This window comes from Massilibacterium senegalense, from assembly GCF_001375675.1.
In the GTDB taxonomy this organism is placed as follows: Bacteria; Bacillota; Bacilli; order Bacillales; family Massilibacteriaceae; genus Massilibacterium; species Massilibacterium senegalense.
Map to the genome: position 1 here is coordinate 1,943,772 of NZ_LN831786.1, position 19,627 is coordinate 1,963,398.

Annotated in this window: 18 protein-coding genes and 2 pseudogenes; 6 read left to right on the plus strand and 14 right to left on the minus strand. The window is 39.4% G+C overall.

The genetic code is table 11. The annotated features are described in order from the left end of the window. Positions 1-59 precede the first annotated feature (59 nt). From BN1372_RS13045 to hemQ, 4 genes and pseudogenes are all read left to right on the plus strand, one after another. Entirely contained in the window at positions 60-839 is a 780-nt protein-coding gene (locus BN1372_RS13045) for a sporulation protein (RefSeq protein ID WP_062200232.1), read from the plus strand. Positions 840-1,066: 227 nt separating this feature from the next. Further along, positions 1,067-1,441 (plus strand): annotated as a pseudogene (tnpA, locus tag BN1372_RS13050) (IS200/IS605 family transposase). A gap of 35 nt (positions 1,442-1,476) precedes the next feature. Then, positions 1,477-2,583, plus strand: a pseudogene (locus BN1372_RS15015) (RNA-guided endonuclease TnpB family protein). A gap of 219 nt (positions 2,584-2,802) precedes the next feature. Beyond that, positions 2,803-3,552 carry a hydrogen peroxide-dependent heme synthase gene (hemQ, locus tag BN1372_RS13060; protein WP_062200235.1) on the plus strand — a complete coding sequence of 250 codons (750 nt, stop codon included), beginning with the start codon at positions 2,803-2,805 and terminating at the stop codon, positions 3,550-3,552. Positions 3,553-3,604: 52 nt separating this feature from the next. On the opposite strand, the gene gerQ is transcribed toward hemQ, so the two are convergent. The 5 genes from gerQ to BN1372_RS13085 all read right to left on the minus strand — a co-directional run bounded on the left by gerQ (position 3,605) and on the right by BN1372_RS13085 (position 7,838). Further along, the gene (gene gerQ / locus BN1372_RS13065) at positions 3,605-3,991 is read right to left on the minus strand and encodes a spore coat protein GerQ (protein WP_062200238.1); all 387 of its coding nucleotides are present in this window, start codon (positions 3,989-3,991) and stop codon (positions 3,605-3,607) included. Between the two features lie 15 nt (positions 3,992-4,006). Beyond that, on the minus strand, positions 4,007-4,441 hold the full coding sequence (locus BN1372_RS13070; RefSeq protein ID WP_062200240.1) for a cell wall hydrolase: 435 nt from the start codon (positions 4,439-4,441) through the stop codon (positions 4,007-4,009). A gap of 101 nt (positions 4,442-4,542) precedes the next feature. Further along, positions 4,543-4,911, minus strand: a complete 369-nt coding sequence (locus tag BN1372_RS13075; protein WP_062200243.1) for a DUF423 domain-containing protein — start codon at positions 4,909-4,911, stop codon at positions 4,543-4,545. A 173-nt stretch (positions 4,912-5,084) separates the two neighbouring features. After that, positions 5,085-6,782, minus strand: a complete 1,698-nt coding sequence (locus BN1372_RS13080) for a globin-coupled sensor protein (protein WP_062200246.1) — start codon at positions 6,780-6,782, stop codon at positions 5,085-5,087. A gap of 78 nt (positions 6,783-6,860) precedes the next feature. Next, a complete protein-coding gene (locus tag BN1372_RS13085; protein WP_062200248.1) occupies positions 6,861-7,838 on the minus strand; it encodes an MBL fold metallo-hydrolase in 978 nt (325 codons plus the stop codon). Between the two features lie 172 nt (positions 7,839-8,010). Here BN1372_RS13085 and BN1372_RS13090 point away from each other — a divergent pair, with 172 nt between their 5' ends. Beyond that, on the plus strand, positions 8,011-8,574 hold the full coding sequence (locus BN1372_RS13090; protein WP_062200251.1) for a beta-class carbonic anhydrase: 564 nt from the start codon (positions 8,011-8,013) through the stop codon (positions 8,572-8,574). 303 nt (positions 8,575-8,877) lie between these two features. Here the strand turns inward: BN1372_RS13090 and BN1372_RS13095 are convergent, their stop codons facing one another. Continuing rightward, positions 8,878-10,233, minus strand: a complete 1,356-nt coding sequence (locus BN1372_RS13095) for a DUF2252 domain-containing protein (protein ID WP_062200253.1) — start codon at positions 10,231-10,233, stop codon at positions 8,878-8,880. A gap of 86 nt (positions 10,234-10,319) precedes the next feature. Between BN1372_RS13095 and BN1372_RS13100 the strand changes: the two genes are divergently transcribed. Beyond that, complete coding sequence (locus BN1372_RS13100; RefSeq protein ID WP_062200257.1) at positions 10,320-11,312, plus strand: zinc-dependent alcohol dehydrogenase family protein; 993 nt, start codon at positions 10,320-10,322, stop codon at positions 11,310-11,312. Between the two features lie 20 nt (positions 11,313-11,332). On the opposite strand, the gene BN1372_RS13105 is transcribed toward BN1372_RS13100, so the two are convergent. The 8 genes from BN1372_RS13105 to hypB all read right to left on the minus strand — a co-directional run bounded on the left by BN1372_RS13105 (position 11,333) and on the right by hypB (position 19,624). Continuing rightward, positions 11,333-12,436, minus strand: coding sequence for a glycosyltransferase (locus BN1372_RS13105; protein WP_062200260.1), 1,104 nt, complete (start codon positions 12,434-12,436; stop codon positions 11,333-11,335). Positions 12,437-12,527: 91 nt separating this feature from the next. Beyond that, a complete protein-coding gene (locus BN1372_RS13110; RefSeq protein ID WP_062200263.1) occupies positions 12,528-13,955 on the minus strand; it encodes an O-antigen ligase family protein in 1,428 nt (475 codons plus the stop codon). 84 nt (positions 13,956-14,039) lie between these two features. Then, entirely contained in the window at positions 14,040-14,360 is a 321-nt protein-coding gene (locus BN1372_RS13115) for a thioredoxin family protein (protein ID WP_074018193.1), read from the minus strand. Positions 14,361-14,425: 65 nt separating this feature from the next. Beyond that, positions 14,426-15,412 (minus strand): hydrogenase expression/formation protein HypE, encoded by a 987-nt coding sequence (gene hypE, locus BN1372_RS13120; RefSeq protein ID WP_062200266.1) that lies wholly within the window; start codon positions 15,410-15,412, stop codon positions 14,426-14,428. 5 nt (positions 15,413-15,417) lie between these two features. After that, entirely contained in the window at positions 15,418-16,524 is a 1,107-nt protein-coding gene (gene hypD / locus BN1372_RS13125; protein ID WP_062201371.1) for a hydrogenase formation protein HypD, read from the minus strand. Continuing rightward, a complete protein-coding gene (locus BN1372_RS13130) occupies positions 16,508-16,741 on the minus strand; it encodes a HypC/HybG/HupF family hydrogenase formation chaperone (protein ID WP_062200267.1) in 234 nt (77 codons plus the stop codon). Before BN1372_RS13130 ends, hypD begins: the two co-directional genes overlap by 17 nt. A 1-nt stretch (position 16,742) precedes the next feature. Further along, positions 16,743-19,004, minus strand: a complete 2,262-nt coding sequence (gene hypF / locus BN1372_RS13135) for a carbamoyltransferase HypF (protein ID WP_062200271.1) — start codon at positions 19,002-19,004, stop codon at positions 16,743-16,745. Next, positions 18,962-19,624, minus strand: coding sequence for a hydrogenase nickel incorporation protein HypB (gene hypB / locus BN1372_RS13140; RefSeq protein ID WP_062200274.1), 663 nt, complete (start codon positions 19,622-19,624; stop codon positions 18,962-18,964). Before hypB ends, hypF begins: the two co-directional genes overlap by 43 nt. Between the last annotated feature and the right edge of the window lie 3 nt (positions 19,625-19,627).

Consider the following 19,627-nt stretch of genomic DNA (forward strand, 5'->3'; position numbering starts at 1 on the left):
CTTTTTTGGCAAAATCGGGTATAACAAAGATATAGTTTGGAATGAAGGAGGGGCTAGTTGTGTCATTTATTAAACGTATGTTAGCTAGTGTCGGAATCGGTAGTGCAAAAGTAGATACTGTATTAGAAAAATCCGCCTATTATCCAGGAGAAACCGTACGTGGGAAAGTGTACATTCAAGGCGGTGACATCGAACAACAAATAGATCGCATTTATTTGCATTTAATGACAGAATATATTCGAAAACGTGGCGATGATAAAGTGAGAGAACGCGGAATGATTGCTTCTTTCCCGATTAGCGAGCCATTAATGTTAACACCAACTGAGAAAAAAGAAATCCCGTTTTCATTTGAGCTTCCATTAGAAACACCCATGACGATTTACCGAACAAAGGTATGGGTCCACACAGGACTTGATATTAAATCAAGTATAGACCCGAGCGACCATGATGACCTTACCATTTTGGAACATCCAATCATTTTAAAAATCCGCAAAGCAATTGCATCGATTGGATTTTACCAAACAAGTGTCGAACAAGTATATTTGCCACCAAATCGCTATACAAAATTCCCTGTTGCACAGGAATTTGAATATAAACCAACAGGAAACTTTGCCGCAGTATTAGACGAAATAGAAATTATTTATTTCATTCAGGAAGATGGTTTACAAATGTTAGTGGAGTTAGACAAACGAAACCGTGGATTGTTCGGTGCAGTACTTGATTCTTTAGAAATGGACGAAAAAATCATTCAAGTAACGCTGACGAACGATGATTTAAAACAAGACATTGATTCAATTGGCAATATGTTAAAAGATATGATTCATTCTCATATTCAATAAAGAGATTTCCCCCTGCTTCTCTGTTTTCGGTATTCCCTTCCCATTTTGAGACGGGGTCTTTCTTTCTGTTTAACTTATTCCGAAAGAAGTCTTCCACTTCTAAATGTGAAGGTGCGGTAGCACCAATGAAAGTGGGGGATGAATTTTGGTTAGGCGTAGCCTAAAGTTGTCTCTTTTTTTGTGCTGTGATCTAATCAGTATTAGATAAAATAAAATATGTTATATCAATGGAATTAGAAAATAATAATAATTCGATATTCACGTTGTATTATCACCTTGATTTGGTCGTGAAATATCGCAGAAAAGTGATGGATGGCACCATGTCTGACTAGGCAAAAGACATGTTCGTTCGGTTAGGTGAAAAGGATACTATTTCCTTAATCGAATGGAATCACGATATGGACCATGTGCATATTTTGTTCAAAGTACATCCGGATACTGAAATATCAAGGTTCATCAACGCTTATAAAAGTGCAAGTTCTCGACTTATCAAAAAGCATTTTCCGCAAGTGAAAAGGAAACTTTGGAAAGAATATTTTTGGTCAAGAAGCTTCTGCTTACTTACAACAGGTGGTTCGCCCATTGAAGTGATAAAAAAGTAGATAGAAAATCAAGGGATGAAATGAGGTGATTCGATATGGCAAACAAAGCTTATAAGTTTTGTCTGTACCCAACGCAAGAACAAGCGCAACTTCTTGCGAAAACCTTCGGTTGTGTCCGTTTCGTTTATAACAAAATGCTTTCGGAACGCAAGGAAACGTATGAGCAATTCAAGGACGACAAAGAAACATGGAAGAAGCAAAAATTCCCGACTCCCGCTAAGTATAAGGAGGAGTTTGTATGGCTCAAAGAAGTAGATAGTCTTGCATTGGCAAATGCTCCACTTAACTTGCAGAAATCATACAAAAATTTCTTTTCTGGTCGTGCTGAATTTCCGAAGTTCAAAAACCGTAAGGCAAGACAATCCTACACAACCAATGTGGTCAACGGAAACATTATGCTTTTGGATGGCTATATCAAATTACCGAAACTGAAACTTGTGAAAATGAAGCAACATCGGGAAATTCCGTCCCATCATATCATCAAGTCTTGTACCGTTTCTCGAACAAAAACAAGAAAATACTACGTTTCTATTCTCACCGAATACGAACATCAACCTATACAAAAAGAAGTACAAGCTGTTGTTGGCTTAGATTTTTCCATGAATGGCTTATTTGTCGATAGTGAAGAAGGTAAGACAGCCAATTACCCTCGTTTCTATCGTCAATCACTGGGGAAATTAGCAAAGGAACAGCGTATCCTATCACGCAGAAAGAAAGGCTCTAATCGTTGGCACAAACAGCGTCTAAAAGTAGCGAAGCTACATGAAGGAATTGCGAACCAACGAAAAGACTTTCTCCACAAGGAATCGCACAAACTAGCGAAAATATATGATTGCGTTGCTATCGAAGACCTCAATATGAAGGGAACGTCACAAGCCCTCCATTTCGGCAAGAGCATTGCTGATCATGCATGAGGCATGTTCACGACATTTCTCCAATACAAGTTAGAGGAGCAAGGGAAAAAACTGATCAAAATAGATAAGTGGTTTCCATCATCCAAAACTTGTTCCTGTTGCGGTCGAGTAAAGGAATCTCTATCTCTTTCTGAGCGCACATTCCACTGTGAATGTGGTTTTGTGGCAGACAGGGATTGGAACGCTTCTATCAATATCAAACAGGAAGGATTGCGATTGTTAGCATAATCATATAGATAGAGCACGGAATAGGCTCGATAGCTAAGTACATTTCGTACCGTTAGGTACGACTACCTTAGAAGCCCTCACCTCTAAGCGAAGCGTAGGTGGTGAGTAGTTCACGAAGAATATAAATGTTTGCAACATTGAAAGAGAAGCGTTTTCACTTATCGTGAAATCTATGCTATAGTTACAAGTGTATGAAAAGATTCCAAGGGAGTGACAAAAATGGCTGAACCAGTTGAAACTTTAGACGGTTGGTATTGTCTACACGATTTCCGTGCAATCGATTGGGCTAGTTGGAAACAACTACCTAGTGAAGAACGTCAACAAGCAATTCACGAATTTTTACAATTATTAGAGAAATTTAACCAAACAGAAGAGAAAAAAGAAGGTAGTCATGCTTTTTACTCCATCGTAGGTCAAAAAGCAGATTTCATGTTAATGATTTTACGTCCAACAATGGATGAATTAAATGAAATCGAAACTGCTTTTAATAAATCTCGTCTTGCTGAATACACAGTACCTACATATTCCTACGTATCGGTTGTAGAATTAGGTAGCTATATGGCAAAAGAAGGTGAAGATCCTTATCAAGATCCCGCAATCGTTGCACGTTTGCAACCAATTCTTCCAAAATCAAATTACGTTTGTTTCTATCCAATGAACAAAAAACGCGAAGGAAACGACAACTGGTACATGGTACCAAAAGCAGAACGCGGAAAAATGATGTATAGCCACGGCATGATTGGTCGTAGCTATGCTGGAAAAGTAAAACAAATCATTACGGGTTCTGTTGGTTTTGACGATTGGGAATGGGGCGTTACGTTATTTAGTGATGACGTGCTTCAATTCAAAAAAATCGTATACGAAATGCGCTTTGATGAAGTAAGTGCTCGTTTTGGTGAATTCGGCTCTTTCTTAGTAGGAAGTCGTTTAACAGACCAAAAATTCAAACAAATGTTAGCTATTAACTAATAAAGAAAGCGGGAATCCATATGGGATTTCCGCTTTCTTTATTACCTTTCTCTTAACGTGGTTGGTAAGTAGCCATTGTATCTAGAGGATAAGAATAAGCAATTTCTTCATCAAATGTCACGTAATCTACATATACCATTGGAATTAAGTAACGTCTCCCTGTGTTTGGGTCACTTAAAATAAGATGATCCCGCCCAGCCGCTTCGATCACTCCTTTAAAAATTTCAGCATTCCATTTTGTATTATTTTCAAACGTTGCATAAACAGTCGCCACTTTCCCGCGATTTAACCGCAAAATATTTTCGATGTAACTTTGTTCTAACGGTAATTGACCAGGTGCTGCTGGTGGTTGCTGTTGTTGTGGTGATGGTGTCGCCATTTGCATGCCACCGTAAGTATAATAAGGATAATACGAAGATGGATAATACTGCCTACTCATTTCTCCACACTCCTTTTAATAAGTGTTATACACATTTGGACAATCCGCACTAGATGGATTGTAAAAACAATGCACTTTATACCGACCTACGTTCCACTGATTAAAAAATTGTGGTGGGCAAGTCGCTCCCTGCGGATCGATAAACCAAAGGGCAAATTGTGCTGGATGATAACGCTCCCCCTTGATGGACTTTTTCGCCAGTCTCCGTTCGCTTTCTCTGGCACGTTGATAAAAATAACCTTTTTGTGTCGCTTCAAATCCACCTGGTGATTGAAAGACCATTTGTCTAACCGTTCTGATATTTTTAAAATCTAAACAGTTAGCCCGCACACGATTGACCCCAACATTCCCTACAAGAAGCATCCCTAAGTTCCCTTCACTCTCTGCTTCTGCACGCATCAGACGTGCTAGTAAATCATAGTCACCGGATGATACTTTTATGACAGCCATGGTCTCCCTCCTACTCTGTTTCAATGTATGCAACAACAAAAATAAATATGAAAAAAAGCTGCTGCAAATAAGACGCAGTAGCTTTACGTTCCGTTTTATTTTTACCTTTTCACCGCACGTGCAAGAAGCACCCAACCAACTAAAAACGATACACCACCAACTGGCGTAATCATGCCTAATTTCGTGATCCCTGTTGGTGCCATCACATATAAACTACCAGAAAATAAAAGAATTCCAATTAAAAATGCCCATGCAGCAGAACGAATTTTTCGTTCATCGTTCATTTTTGTGGAAACGAACGCAGCAACAAACAATGCCCCCGCATGAAACATTTGATATTGTACTGCCGTATTCCAATTATCCAGCATATGTTCCGACACTTTTCCAGAAAGGCCATGTGCCCCAAATGCACCTAAAGCAACAGCTAAAAAGCCATTGATACTACCCCACACAATTAACTGCTTATACATTTTTTCACCTCAATTGTAATCATTCTGTTTTCATCATACAAAAAAGCTATCAATAAAGAAAGTTTCCTCGTTCGTTTCTAAAAAATATAACAAATTCGCCACTTTTTGTGCAGTAAAAAAAGGAAACCATCCAATATACATTTTACTGTTGGCTCCCTTTTTTTATTTAAGCATTATAATTGTTTTTGGATTTGCTCAATATACACTAACACTTGTTGAGATGCTTCCTCTATCAGTTGTAAATGATATTCTGCTTGCTCAATATCTCCTGCTTGATAAGCTTTTGCAGCAAGACGTGCTTGGTCATGCACTGCTGCATGAGGAGTTTCTAGTTGTTTATATTCAGGCAAATGACCGACACGCATTTTCGTTTCTTCGTCATAATACCACTTGCCTAAACGACATAAATAGTGCGTACCAGCATCTTCTTCTCGAACATGTTCATATCCTAAAATCATATTATAAATTTTCCATTTCCACAAAATATGATCACTTTTCGCTAAGTTTAATAACGATTTTGTCGATAAATGAATATTATGATTCACTATATCTAGACGAAACTCTTCGATCCGTTTACTTAACGCATGAATTGCTTTTCCTGTCAATTCTCCTAAGTCAGAAATCTCTTCTGTCACTTGAGCAATAGATGTCATTCGACTAGCTACATCATTTACAGCAGATGCTTGTTCTTCGGCAATTGCTGCCGTATTACTTGTAGCGTCATTAATATTTACAATCGTTTTCGTAATATCTGTCAATAACGGAACGGCATCATTCGCTTCTTTTGCCCCCGCTTGGACAACAGCTTTCGCATTATAAACTGTTTGAGACATATCACCTGCAAATGCTTTTAGCTCTTCGACGTTTGTATTTATTTCTTTTAAGGATGTAACGGTATTTTCTGCCAATTTACGCACTTCACTTGCAACAACCGCAAATCCTTTTCCTTGCTCTCCAGCTCGCGCAGCCTCAATAGACGCATTCAGAGCAAGTAAGTTCGTTTGTTGTGCAATTTCATTAATAATCCCGACAACATTTTCGATTGTTTTCACTTGTTCTTGTAAATGTTCAAATTGACTTACAATGTGTTCAAATGTTTCTTCTGTTTTAATAATTTCACTTAATGCTTGCGTAATCACTTCACGACCTTGTTCGGCATTCGAAACTGCTTGTTCCGTTTCTTCGGCAACATCTTGTGCATTTCTAGCTACTTCATCAATGGAAACTGCTAATTCTTCTCCAGAAGCTGCTGCCATTTGCACATCGCTCGTTTGTTGTTTTAATTTTTTTAGTAAATCTTTAATAAATGAAATTTCTGCATTTTTTTCTAAAATGTCTGATACGTGACACGTTATTTCTTCACTAAATTTTTCTGTAAATACTTCAATACATATTTGACGTTGCACATTTGTAGCGCGTCGTAATGATTCTAACAGATTTAAACATGCATTGGGGTGTAATCCTTTTTTTGACAAAATGTACGTTGTCACAAAAAAGTTCACTTGATCAAAAGCTACGATTAATTTCCCTTGAGGATAATTAGCAACACGAAATTTTAAATAAAACGAAATACAGTCATCAACAAATGCCTCGTTTCTTTCATTTTGAAAAAAGATGGTGATATAATGCTTGATGTCTTGTTCAGTGATAGAAGTATCTTCTGATCGCATTTCTTTAAAATAGTCACGTAAAATACGAATTGCCTCCGGAATCACCGGCTCCGCAATGTTATAAATTTCCTGTAAATTCATTAAGTCTTCTTGTTCAAAATTATTGAACGATAATGTTTCTTGAAAACGACCTTTTACTGATAAATTAGTCCCTACTTGCACCAATCGTTCTGCACTTGCAAACGGACGAAAACGACTCATTCCCCATACCTCCTGTGAATAAATACTTATTCATATTTACCTATACTTTATCATAATATTGTAAATTTTCCTATAAATTTATATAACTACTTTATGTGTTTCTTGTTCAATACATTTAATTTTTCCAATGGAATGCAAGTAGTCCATTTGACCTACTGTTTCAGATAACGTTAATAAAAATTCTTTTTTATAGGCTTTTGGAAAAAGTCGTTTACAAATTTCCCAAACCGTTCGTTCTTCTTCTTTTAACCATTCATATACTTTTAGTGCACGGGTTTCTTGACGCTTAAAACGAGCTGCAACCAATTCCTTCACTTCTGTTATTTCCTCGCCATGTGAAGGTAAAATTCGTTTCATGTTTAAATCACTACATCGCTTCATAGATTGACGATATTGCAGCAATGGTTTTGTTCGTTCGGTTTGTGGTTCATAGGATGGTTCCAGAACGGGATTAGACGCAATATGTTTTAATAACACATCACCACCGATGGCTAAACCTTCCGTTTCATCGTAAAACATCAGATGGCTCCCCGCGTGCCCAGGCATTTCTAGCACACGAAAATCATCAAATCCCGGTAGTGTATCCCCTTCTTGCAAAGCTGTAGCTAATGAATATCGCGTCGGTTGGGCAAAATAAAATAGCGCTCTATAATCAACATGATTATTAAAAAAAGATACGTCTACTCCGCATCGTACAGAAAGGTCGAAAAACTCTTGTTCCATTTGTTGAATAAACGAAGCATCTTGTTTCATCCACGGTTCGTTATAACGATGACCAATAACCGGAAGTTGATATGCATCCAATTCACCTAAAAACCCTATATGATCTACGTGATGATGCGTTAGTGCGACATAATCTAAATCGGCAAACGTATAGCCTAGTTCTTTTAGCGATGTGGTGAGATGGTATGTTGCTTCTTTTGTTTTTGGTCCGACGTCGATTAATGTTAACGCAGCTCCTTTTAATAAAAAAGCATAAACATCCCCTACAGCAAATGGAGTAGGTAATGTAATTCGGTATATTTCATGTTTCGTTCCTGATACTTGTTCAATCACTTTCTGTCACCTCCAAGAATGAATGAGCGTTCACTTACTACTATTTTATGCAATTTTCAGTCATCCTTCCATTATTTTATTACATTTACACAAAAATTTATCCAAAATCTAGTGTTTTACTTTGCAAATTATTCGCAATATTTAGTAGAATAGAGGAAAGGGGGAAATATGAATGACGTTATTAAATGACATGTTAGCTTTTAACCAAACATTCGTAGAGAAAAAAGAGTATGAAAAGTTTACTACAACGAAATTTCCAAACAAAAAACTGGTAATCTTTTCATGTATGGACACACGCTTAGTAGAATTACTTCCAAAAGCGTTAAATCTTCATAATGGGGACGTGAAGATTATTAAAAATGCGGGGGCAGTTGTTTCACATCCATTCGGAAGTATTATGCGCAGTATTTTAGTTGCCGTGTATGAATTAAAAGCTGAAGAGGTATGTGTCATTGGGCATGATGATTGCGGTATGAGTAAAACAAAACCTGAACCAATTTTAAAATCAGCAGTAGAACGTGGAATTTCCCAAGAAATTATCGACACGTTAACAAACTCTGGTATTGATTTAAATACATGGTTAAACGGATTTGACTCTGTTGATGACTCTGTTAAAAACAGCGTATCTATGATTAAAAAACATCCGTTACTCCCAACAGACGTACCAGTTCATGGACTAGTAATGAATCCTTCAACAGGACAATTACGTTTAGTCGTGGACGGATACCAAAAATAAATACCTATCTTGATAAAAAAAGAGCTGCTAGGAAAAATCTTAGTAGCTCTTTTTTTACGTTTGTTCCCTCTGAACGAGCCTCTCTACGCTTTTTTTTGTCCAGCTTCGGTGGGCTAACGACTGCCGTAATAAGTCAACCGATTACAGAGGCAAAGAGGCGCCTCTTCCATCGTCCGCCTTATTACTCTGTCGCTGAACGAGCCTCCCTACGCTTTTCTTGTCTAGCTTCGGTGGGCTAACGACTGCCGTAATAAGTCAACCGATTACAGAGGCAAAGAGGCGCCTCTTCCATCGTCCGCCTTATTACTCTGTCGCTGAACAAGCGCCTTCCGCTTTTCTTTTTTCGTTCCATTCGAGAAAGATTTGGTAATCGGTTTGGACTTGTTCTTCGTAAAATAAGGCCCAATCTATTAATTGCTTTGCAAAACTATCAAAATCGTCGCCGATTGCGGTTAAAATCGATTCTTCACTATGATGAGTGATGATTTTGGAATCGACGTCTTGGTCGGCACGTGCGTGAATTTTAGCTGTTACTTTCCCCATTATTTCGAGTGTATCGTATAAATCTTCTGTTGTTTCGATTTTGGTTAATTTTACTTTCTTTTTATAAGGCGAACGTTCCCTTACGTAAAACTCGGTATTATCCATTGTAAAATAGCCTAAATAAGGGTCTTCGAAATGGTGCATCGCTTTTTGTGTTTCTACGACACGTTTTCCTTGATGACGGTACATCTCCCAAAAAGATTCGTGAAATGGCATAAAATAGGCAGGAATAGCCGTACGTACTTCTTTTGCTTCTAAAATAATATCATTCTCATGAGTATCGTCTTTTCCTTCGATTAACAAATAATATCGCTTTAATCCAATCGAAGCTGTACCAGTACCATATTTAAGGGCAATATCTTTCACGTGATAAAAATCTGCTTTTTTCCGGTCTTCTTCGTCAATCGTTTGAATATATTCTTTCCAAACAGTTACTAGTTTTTGTTTTTCTTCCTCGGTAATCGGCACTATTTCTTCTGTTTTCGGAAAATATCGTTGGTTTTCTGCCAATGACGTATATTCCTCTAACAGCGTCACAGCTTGCTTTCTCCGCATTTTCTTTAATACTCGTTCCACAGGACCTTTCGTATTTTTTTCTGTACACATAAACGTAAATGGATCATCTTTTCCTTTTCGGAACCGTTTTAATTGTTTGTAATAACTAGATAAATACGTATTAATCGCTTCTTTTTTCACAGATGAATCCCATTCTTTTTCGGTACAAGTGAGTGCAATACTAGCAATCATTCGTAGTACATCTACTAAATAGGAACCAACATATCCTTCATCAAAATCATTCACATCATACACTAGTTTTCCTTGTCCATTTTGGAAAACACCAAAGTTTTCAAAGTGTAAATCACCTTGGATCCAAATCGGCCGATTGGCTGGGGTATGGTATGAAAATGGAATTCTACTAATATCAAAATAAAATAAGTACGCACTACCGCGATAAAATCGAAACGGGCTTTCTGCCATTTTACGATATTTTGCTTCACGGTCTTCTTCTTTTAATTGCATAATTTTTTCGTCAAATTCATTTAAAATCGTCGTAATCGTTTGGGTACGAAGAAACCGTTTCGTATTTTTTACATCACCTAATGAAACAATCGTCATTGCTTTTCCACCATCCTTTAGCGATAATTACGTTAATACGTAGCAAAATGTTCCCAAAATAATGAAAAAGGGGGGAAATATTTATCATGAAAGCTCATGCGCTCGAACAATTTGGCGATGAAGATGTGTTTCAAACAGTGGAGATACCGACACCTACCATTCGCCGAAATGAAGTATTAGTAGAAGTAAAAGCGACGAGTATGAATCCGATTGAATTAAAGATCCGTTCTGGATTTGTTCCCCATTTAGCGCCTCCTAAACCTAGTATTTTAAATGCGGACGTTTCTGGTATCGTTGTCGAAGTAGGAAGTGACGTAACGTCATTATCCGTCGGGGATGCAGTGTATGGATGTGCTGGTGGCATTGGAGAAACCCAAGGAGCATTAGCTGAATATATGGCTTGTGACGTACGGTTGCTTGCAAAAAAGCCAATATCATTATCGTTTGAAGAAGCGGCTGCGCTCCCGCTCGTTTCGATTACAGCATACGAAGGATTATTAGACAAAGCCCGCATACAAGCAGGAGAAAAAATACTCGTCTACGGTGCGACAGGAGGCGTTGGCCATGTGGCATTGCAAATGGCAAAAAAACAAGGTCTACACGTAACGGCAGCTGTTTCTTCCAAAGAAAAAGGAGCGATTGCAAAGCGACTTGGCGCCAATCATCTTTTTTATTACAAAGAAGAAGAGATTGAAACAGTCGTGGATGACGTCACAAACGGGCAAGGTTTTGATATTGTGTTTGACCCTGTTGGCGATGATCACTTACAACAATCATTTCAAGCAGTAAAATCAAACGGTCAAGTCGTGACAACGTCTTCTCGTTCCACACAAGACTTATCCCTCCTGCACGGAAAAGCGTTATCGTTACACGTTGTGTTTATGCTATTGCCATTATTACAAAATAAACACCGCGAACACCATCACGACATTTTACACACATTATCGAAGTGGGTAGAAGAAGGAGCCATTACACCTGTTGTGGATCAACAAATGTTTTCCTTTGATGACATTGCAGAAGCACATCGATATGTAGCATCGAAACAAGCCATCGGAAAAGTTGTCTTAACGCAAAAATAGGTTATCCACAAGTGGATAACCTATTTTAATAATTGTTCATATGCTTTTTCCACACTGTGGACAAATTGTTCTAACGAATAATGTGTACTTGCTTTTTCATACAACCTATCCCCGTACGCTTGCAATGTTCCGTCTTGCTTACATTGCATCGCTTCTTCGATTGCTTGTTGAATCGCTCGCTCCTCTTTAATCGGAATAACCCAACCTAATGCTGGCTCCGACATTAAATCTTTCACGCCACCCACATCAGTTGAGATGACAGGAATGTGTGCCCGCGCTGCTTCTAAAATAACGAGCGGAAAACTTTCGCTATAAGAAGTAAGCAACTCAATATCCGAAATCGCTAACAACGAATGCACATCGTCTTGGTGTCCCAGAAAACGAACGTGTTGTTCGACACCAAGTTGCGCGACTTCTTTCTGCAATTCTTCTTCATACGGCCCATCTCCAACAAGCCATAATTGGACTTCCGGATGCATTGCTGCTATTTTTTTAATAGCGCGAATCGCATGCACATGTCCTTTTACCGGATCTAATCGCGCTACCATCGTAACAATAAAATTTGATTCTTTTACGTCCATGTCTTCCCGAGTTAATTTTGCTTTATATACATCTCGAAAAGAAATGCCATTATAAATGGTCGTGATTTTGTTGCCTGGAACCCCAAAAGACTCTAACATCGTTTTAAACCGCGAAGAAATCGCAAAATAATGATCCATTTTCTTTAACATCTTTAAATTTAAAGCGGTAAAAATTTTCCCCTTTATCCCACGTCCTAAAAAATCATTACGCGGATCACTATGTACGGTCGTTACCCAGATGAATGGTGTCATTTTCCGCACCATATATCCGAATAAATTCGCTCGCGGTCCGTGGGTATGGACTATTTTAATACCTTCTTCTTCAATTAATTGTTGCACACGACGAAGCACGGATAAATCATATCGAGAACGTTGGTCAAACCAACTCACTTTTACCCCCGCTTGGATTGCTTCTTCGTAAATTTCTCCTTTTTCAAACACACCAAGCATGACTTCCTCATGATTTAATTCCCTTAACAAACTGATCAGGTGGTTTTTCGAACCACCTATTTCAGCTCCACCTATTACATGTAATACTTTCATTTTTCATTAGCACAGGAAACCCGTAGCGGGCGGAATGTGTACGAGACACATCTGTGCTACCTCCCTTCTTTTATAATCACTAGTCAACTCGCTATACCGTTGGCTTCATCCATTTTTTATAACTAGCAATAATCGCTAAACCAATGAAGAACAGACTAGTAAACGTTTTATCTTCCCAAATATTATAGTACGCACCAGCCGGATACGTTCCGAGCAGTAAAGCAAGCCATAAATAAGCACCTGGTACTGTCCGACTTTTCCATAAAAATAACGCCAACCCAATTAAAAAGCTACCAAATAGCAACACACCGGCTACCCCGGTTTGTGCGATAATTTGAATATATTGATTATCAGAGTAAATATTGTACGTAATCCCGTATTGTTTATAAATAGGCGATGAATTGGCAACCGCTGCAGAATCACCAAACGTACCAAATCCAGTTCCGATGATTGGATGATCTTTGAAAATTTCTAATCCAACTTGAATTAAATATAGTCGGCCATCTTGGCTACTTAAGTGTAATTCTTCTTTCGAAAAGGCATTTTTAAACCGTTTCTTTCCTTCATTCTCTTTATTAACTTTTTCTTTTACAGAAAAATAATGATGTTTTTCAAAATAATTTGCTGTTTGCGTTACGGGGTACGTAATAAGTGCTGCACCTAATACGACAACAGATAAAATCGGTACTACTAGCTTATATTTTTTCGTTAACACGATATAAATAATGGCCGCAACGACAAATGTAATCGTTGTCCCACGTGAAAATGTAAGTAAAAACGTTGCGCTAAACAACACGAGACAAACATATAACAAAATGTGAGCCTTTTTCGTTTTATAAACGGTAAGTAAGTAAAACGCCATCATGATGGCAATACCTAAGAAATACGCTAATACGTTCGGATTTCCAATTAATCCATACACACGAATCCGATTCGTTGGTGCTAATTCCATCGCACTCCAACTTTGAGGTAAAAGGTATTGACGGAGTGTTAATTTTTCAAGTAAACCATGAAACGATAAAAAGACGGCCATCGCGACAACAATATGCATATACATAAGAATATCCTGTTTCGATACATCTAACCGTCTTACGATATAAAATAATAAAAAGGTTATCATAAATGCTCTCATTTCAATGATAATGCTTCCTATTGAAACGCCTGTAAGTAAGGCACTAACACTTCCAACGACAATAAACAGTATAAATGTCCATTCAAACCAATGTAATTTGAATAAAGAACGGAATTCTCTTCTGCCGCTCCACACGACATAGGCGAGCATAAAAAACGTAATAATGTCTCCTAGTAATTTTAAGGAATCATTCATTTCAATTAAAAATGGTCTGACAGGGTAATACATAATTAAAAAGGCGATTCCTACCTTTGGCTGCGTAAAAACATACAACCCTATTGCTAACATAAGTCCTAATGTTACGATATTTACTGGAAATACGACAACCGCACTAACGAGCAAAAGAAAAGCCACGAGTGCATAGATAGGTATGGACTTGCTTTTCATAAAAAATCCTCCCTTAAAAAAGAATAACATAGCATTTTTCATCTTATCATAGATAAATTAAAAAATGCTATGTTACGTAAATTCTTAATAATATAATTCATAATACTTGTTAATTTTTTGTCGCATTTCATCGATACTTACAAAACGTGCGTACCGAAACATTTCTTTATCGTCAATGTAGATTAACATCGCTGGCACGGTAAAGATGGAAAGTTCCCCCGCTAGCTCTTCCACTTCATCAATCATCAATTTTCCCATTTCAATTTTTGGAAACTCTTTTAGCATCGCTTCTACTTTCGGTAGTAATGCGTGGCATACGCTACATGCATCGCGACTTATATATAACATTTTAAAACCTTGTTTATGAATAAACTCTTGTACTTCGTCATACGTTTTCAGTTCCACTCCAAATACCCCCAAGCGTAATTAAGTTGTATGAATAGACTACCACACATGACGAAAAAAAGCACCTAACAAATCCGCGGTAATAACATACCAGATAAACGGTGCATCCGTCGTGTACTTCCAATCGGTGTCCGCAATAACAATTTTCCGTCTTTTCCAACTACGTGCCCGATTACTGCCGCATCGACACCGAGTGGATGACGTTGTAATACTTCTAGCACTTGTTGTTCCTGTTCTTTTTTGACGATAAAAATAGCTTTTCCTTCGTTCGCTAAATAAAGCGGATCAAATCCGAGAATATCGCATGCGCCGTGGACTTCATCTTTTAACGGAATCGCTTGTTCTTCAATCTCCATCGTGACATGAAAATCTTCGCAAAGTTCCACAAGTGTTGTCGCAAGACCACCGCGTGTAGGGTCGCGCATCATTTTAATCGCGCCTGTTTTTTGTGCTTCTTCAATCAATCCATGTAACGAGGCACAATCGCTTGCAATGTTCGCTGTTAACCCTAATTCCCCGCGGTCGACTAAAATGCTAATGCCATGGTCACCAATGGTTCCGCTAATAAGGACAGAATCGCCCTCTTCGATGGCATCTGGTGTTAGTTCATACGTCACGATACCGATTCCCGTCGTGTTAATATACACTCCGTCGCAACTTCCTTTTTCCACTACTTTCGTATCGCCAGCAACAATCTGGACACCTGCTTTTTTCGCTTCTTCCGCCATTGATTGAACGATTTTTTTTAAGTCACTCACTAACAAACCTTCTTCAATAATAAAGCCACACGTTAAATAAAGGGGGGTGGCACCGCTAACCGCAATGTCATTCACCGTACCACAAACGGCAATTTTTCCAATATTTCCACCATTAAAAAACATCGGCTTTACAACAAAACTGTCCGTCGATACGGCTAGTTTTCCTTGTGCAGAAAACACCGCTGCATCAAACATCGCTTCTTTATTAGACCCGAATGCTTCGACGAACACCTCTTGAATTAATTGATGGGCTAACTCTCCACCGTCTCCGTGTGCTAAAGTAATTCGATTCATGACTTCTACTCCCTCATATATTGATAGTACGCAGAACAGCTTCCTTCACTAGATACCATACACGGTCCGATTGGTTTTAACGGCGTACATGCTTTTCCGAATAAAACACAATCTTGTGGTTTGGCAATCCCACGAATAATTTCCCCACAACGACATTTCGTTTTGCGCGGTTCCCCTGGTGTGATGGAAAAACGTTTTTTCGCATTTAGCGATGCATATTCTTCTTTTAAATCCATGCCGCTTTTCGGAATAATTCCCATGCCGCGCCACGCTTCATCCACTGGTTCAAAGTACGTTTCCATGATTCGTTGTGCTTGTTTGTTTCCTTCTTTTGTCACAACGAAATTATACTCGTTTTTAATATCTGCTTTTTGTTCGTTTAACATGTGTAGTAATTGATACACAGCGGTTAATAATTCCACTGGTTCAAATCCAGCGACAACGCCTGGTACATTATATTCCTCGACTAAATAGTGAAAACTTTGTTCCCCTAATACAATCGCAACGTGACCTGGCAATAAAAAAGCATCGATGTCGACTTCTTTCGTATCTAACAACGTCCGCATCACCGGTTCAATCAATTTCGTTGTCACCCACATCGAAAAGTTCGGTACGTTTCGTTCAATGGCAGTTTGAATAGCCACACCTAAAACGGGAATCGTCGTTTCAAACCCAATTCCTAAAAAGACAACTTCTTTCTCTGGGTTTTCTTCCGCAATCGCGACCGCATCTACCGGTGCATACACGACGCGTACGTCCCGTCCGTTTGAACGAGCGTCCATTAAACTTTCTTTCGTTCCTGGTACCCGCATCATGTCTCCGAACGTACAAATGATTCGGTTATCCCCGTTCGCTAATGCAATCATCGCATCAATTGACTTTTGGTCCGTTACACAAACAGGGCAACCCGGTCCGGCAATAATTTCTACATCATCGGCTAATATTTTCCGAATCCCCGATTTCGCAAGCGCCATCGTATGTGAACCGCACACTTCCATAAACGACGCTTTACGCCCTGTTTTTTCTTTAAATAACTGTGCTTGTTCGCGTACTGCTTGTAATAATTGTTGCGATAACGCAGTATCAGAAAACTGGCTAAGAATGGCTTGCATCTCGCTCATCTGCAAAACGCCTCCATTCAGCGATACTCACTTTGGCATATTCTTCATCGACAATCGACATTGCTTGACCCGCATGGACAATCACGTATTCGCCAATGTTCACTTCTGGCACAAAAATAATGCCTACTTCCATTTGAGAACCCATCACGTCTACGGTTGCTGAAAATTCTTTTTTCTCGATTACTTTTGCTGGTACACCAACACACATATTAAACGCTCCTTTCTTTTGCAATCATTAATTGACCAAATGATAACCCACCATCACTCGGTGGCACTTGTTTATGTTCTAACACGTCATACCCTGCTTGTTGCAATGCTTCTTTTAGGTGTTTTCGTAAATATTCATTATGAAAACTACCACCCGAAAGTGCCACTTGTTTCGTCTGTTTCGTTTGTCTTTTCAACATACAAACAATGGCTTGAATAATTGTTTCGTGAAAACGGGCAATAATCGTCGTCGTTGCCTGTCCCGTCTTGATATCGGCCATGATTTCTTTCCACATCGACTTAACATTGATTTCGTCTACTCCCGCCACCCGTTCCAGAGAAAACGAGTATGGACGTTCCTTTTTTCGCTCATAATGCACCATTTGTTCCGATAACACGATGGCCGCTTCGCCGTCATACGTACTCACTTCGCACAACCCAAGGAACGCACTCACTGCATCAAATAACCGGCCGCACGTTCCGGCGAGCGGAGCATTCAAGTTTTTTTCGACCATGTGTGCAATAATATCAATCGCTGCTCGTTTTTCCGGAAAACGTTCATAAGCCATTTGTTTTCCCTCTTCTCCAAAGAAAAAAACGAGCATCGACACCGCATTGCGCCACGGCTCTACAATCGCTTTTTCTCCACCAGCAAGCGGCGTATACGCTAAATGTCCGAGCCGTTCGAAATGTGCGGCATTTCCATACACACATTCAAAGCCCCAAATGTTTCCGTCTAACCCGTACCCGGTCCCATCTAAAATAATTCCGTAAGACAACGTGTCTACGTTGTTTTCGGCTAAACAAGCAACGAAATGTGCGTGATGATGCTGCACTTTGACTACTTCCCCGTCCATCTGCGTTGCCAATGATTGTGTCGCAAAGCCGGGATGTGCATCTACCGCAATAATAGAATGATTCATCCCCATCCATTGACGGAGATGATGCCATTCATTCCGAAAATGATCAATTACTTCTTGCGACTGTAAATCACCAATGTGCGGACCGAGAAATACTTGGTTGTTTCGTCCGAGTGCAAACGTATTTTTTTGTTGGCTCCCTAACGCTACAACCTGACTTACATCGACATCTACCGTTAATCCGTCTGGCACATAGCCGCGAGCACGCCGTAAAAACAATCCTTTTTTTACGACTGAATCATCGAGCGGATGAACGATAGGACGATTGTGCGTTAAGAAGAAATCAGCAATCCCCGCCAATTGTGTAAAGGCAGCTTGCTCATCATACACCATCGGTAATCCAGAAACGTTCGCACTTGTCATGACGAGAAGCGAAAACTTTTCCATCATTAAATGATGCAGTGGCGTATAGGGAAGCATGACGCCAATCGTTTGTAACTGCGGTGCTAACACTTGGAACGGTTGCTTTAAGTCAAGCACTACAATCGGCGCTTCACTAGACGTTAACAACGCTTCTTCTTCCGAAGACACGTATGCAAACGAACGAGTTTCCGCTAACGATGCAGCCATGACGGCAAAAGGTTTGTTCGGACGACGTTTGCGCGCCCGCAGACGGTTTACTGCTTCTTCGTTCTTCGCATCACAGGCTAAATGATAGCCACCGATCCCTTTTATCGCGACAATAGCACCTGCTTGTAGATGCCGAATCGTTTTTTGAATCGCCGCTTCCCCGTCTGCAAGATGGCCTTTTTCAATCGTCCAAAAAGAGACGACGGGACCGCACGTTTCACACGCAGTTGGTTCCGCATGATACCGGCGATTCGTGCTATCTGTATATTCCTGCCCGCAGTCTGGACACATAGAAAACGACGCCATCGATGTTCGTTCCCTGTCATACGGCAACGCTTGAATCATTGTATAGCGCGGACCACATTGGGTACACGTAATAAATGGATAGCGATACCGGCGATTCTTCGGGTCGTTCATTTCTTGCAAACAATCCGGACAAACAGCTGCATCTACCGGGATAACAAGTCGAGAAGACCCTTGCTCGTCGCTCGGAATAATTGAAAACGAATCAAAAGGAGCACGTGTCGTCGTCTCTACTTCTACTTCATCTATCCGACTTAACCGCGGTGCTTTTTGTTGTAAATCAACTAAAAAAGAAGACACCTTTTCCCCTTGCAAAATGATATACACACCGTCTAAATTGTTTTGAACCGTTCCGTTCAGCTCGTATTTTTTTGCTAAATTCGCAACAAATGGTCGAAAACCGACACCTTGCACGCGACCGCGAACGATTATTTTAGTTGTTGTAACTGTTCGTATTTGGCGTTGATCCATTGTATCCACTCATCCATTCCTTCACCTGTCGTAGCAGATAATGTTAGTAACGTTGAATCTGGATTAATCGCTGCTAAATCATGTTTTGCTTCTTCTACACTAAAATTTAAATATGGCAATAAATCGATTTTATTGATAATAACCATTTCCGTGCGGCGGAACATCACTGGATATTTCGGAATTTTATCATTTCCTTCTGGCACACTTAAAATCGCAATTTTATGATCTTGTCCTAAATCGTAACTAGATGGGCATACTAAATTCCCAACATTTTCAATAAACAAAATATCGATTTTTGTTAAATCAAATTCTGGCAATGTTTTTGCGACCATTCGTGCATCTAAATGACAACCACCGTTCGTATTAATTTGAATCGCTTTTGCTCCGAGAGCGCGAATTCGGTCGGCATCACGTTCTGTTGCTAAATCCCCTTCAATAACGCCAATGTGATATTGACCTGCTAAACGTTCAATCGTTTTTTCTAAAATCGTTGTTTTCCCAGCACCTGGTGAACTCATCATATTAATGACAAGTGTTTTAGATTGTTGAAATTGTTGTCGGTTGTACATAGCAGCTGTATTGTTGCTTTCTAATACGTCCGCTCCTAACGAAATTTTCACGTT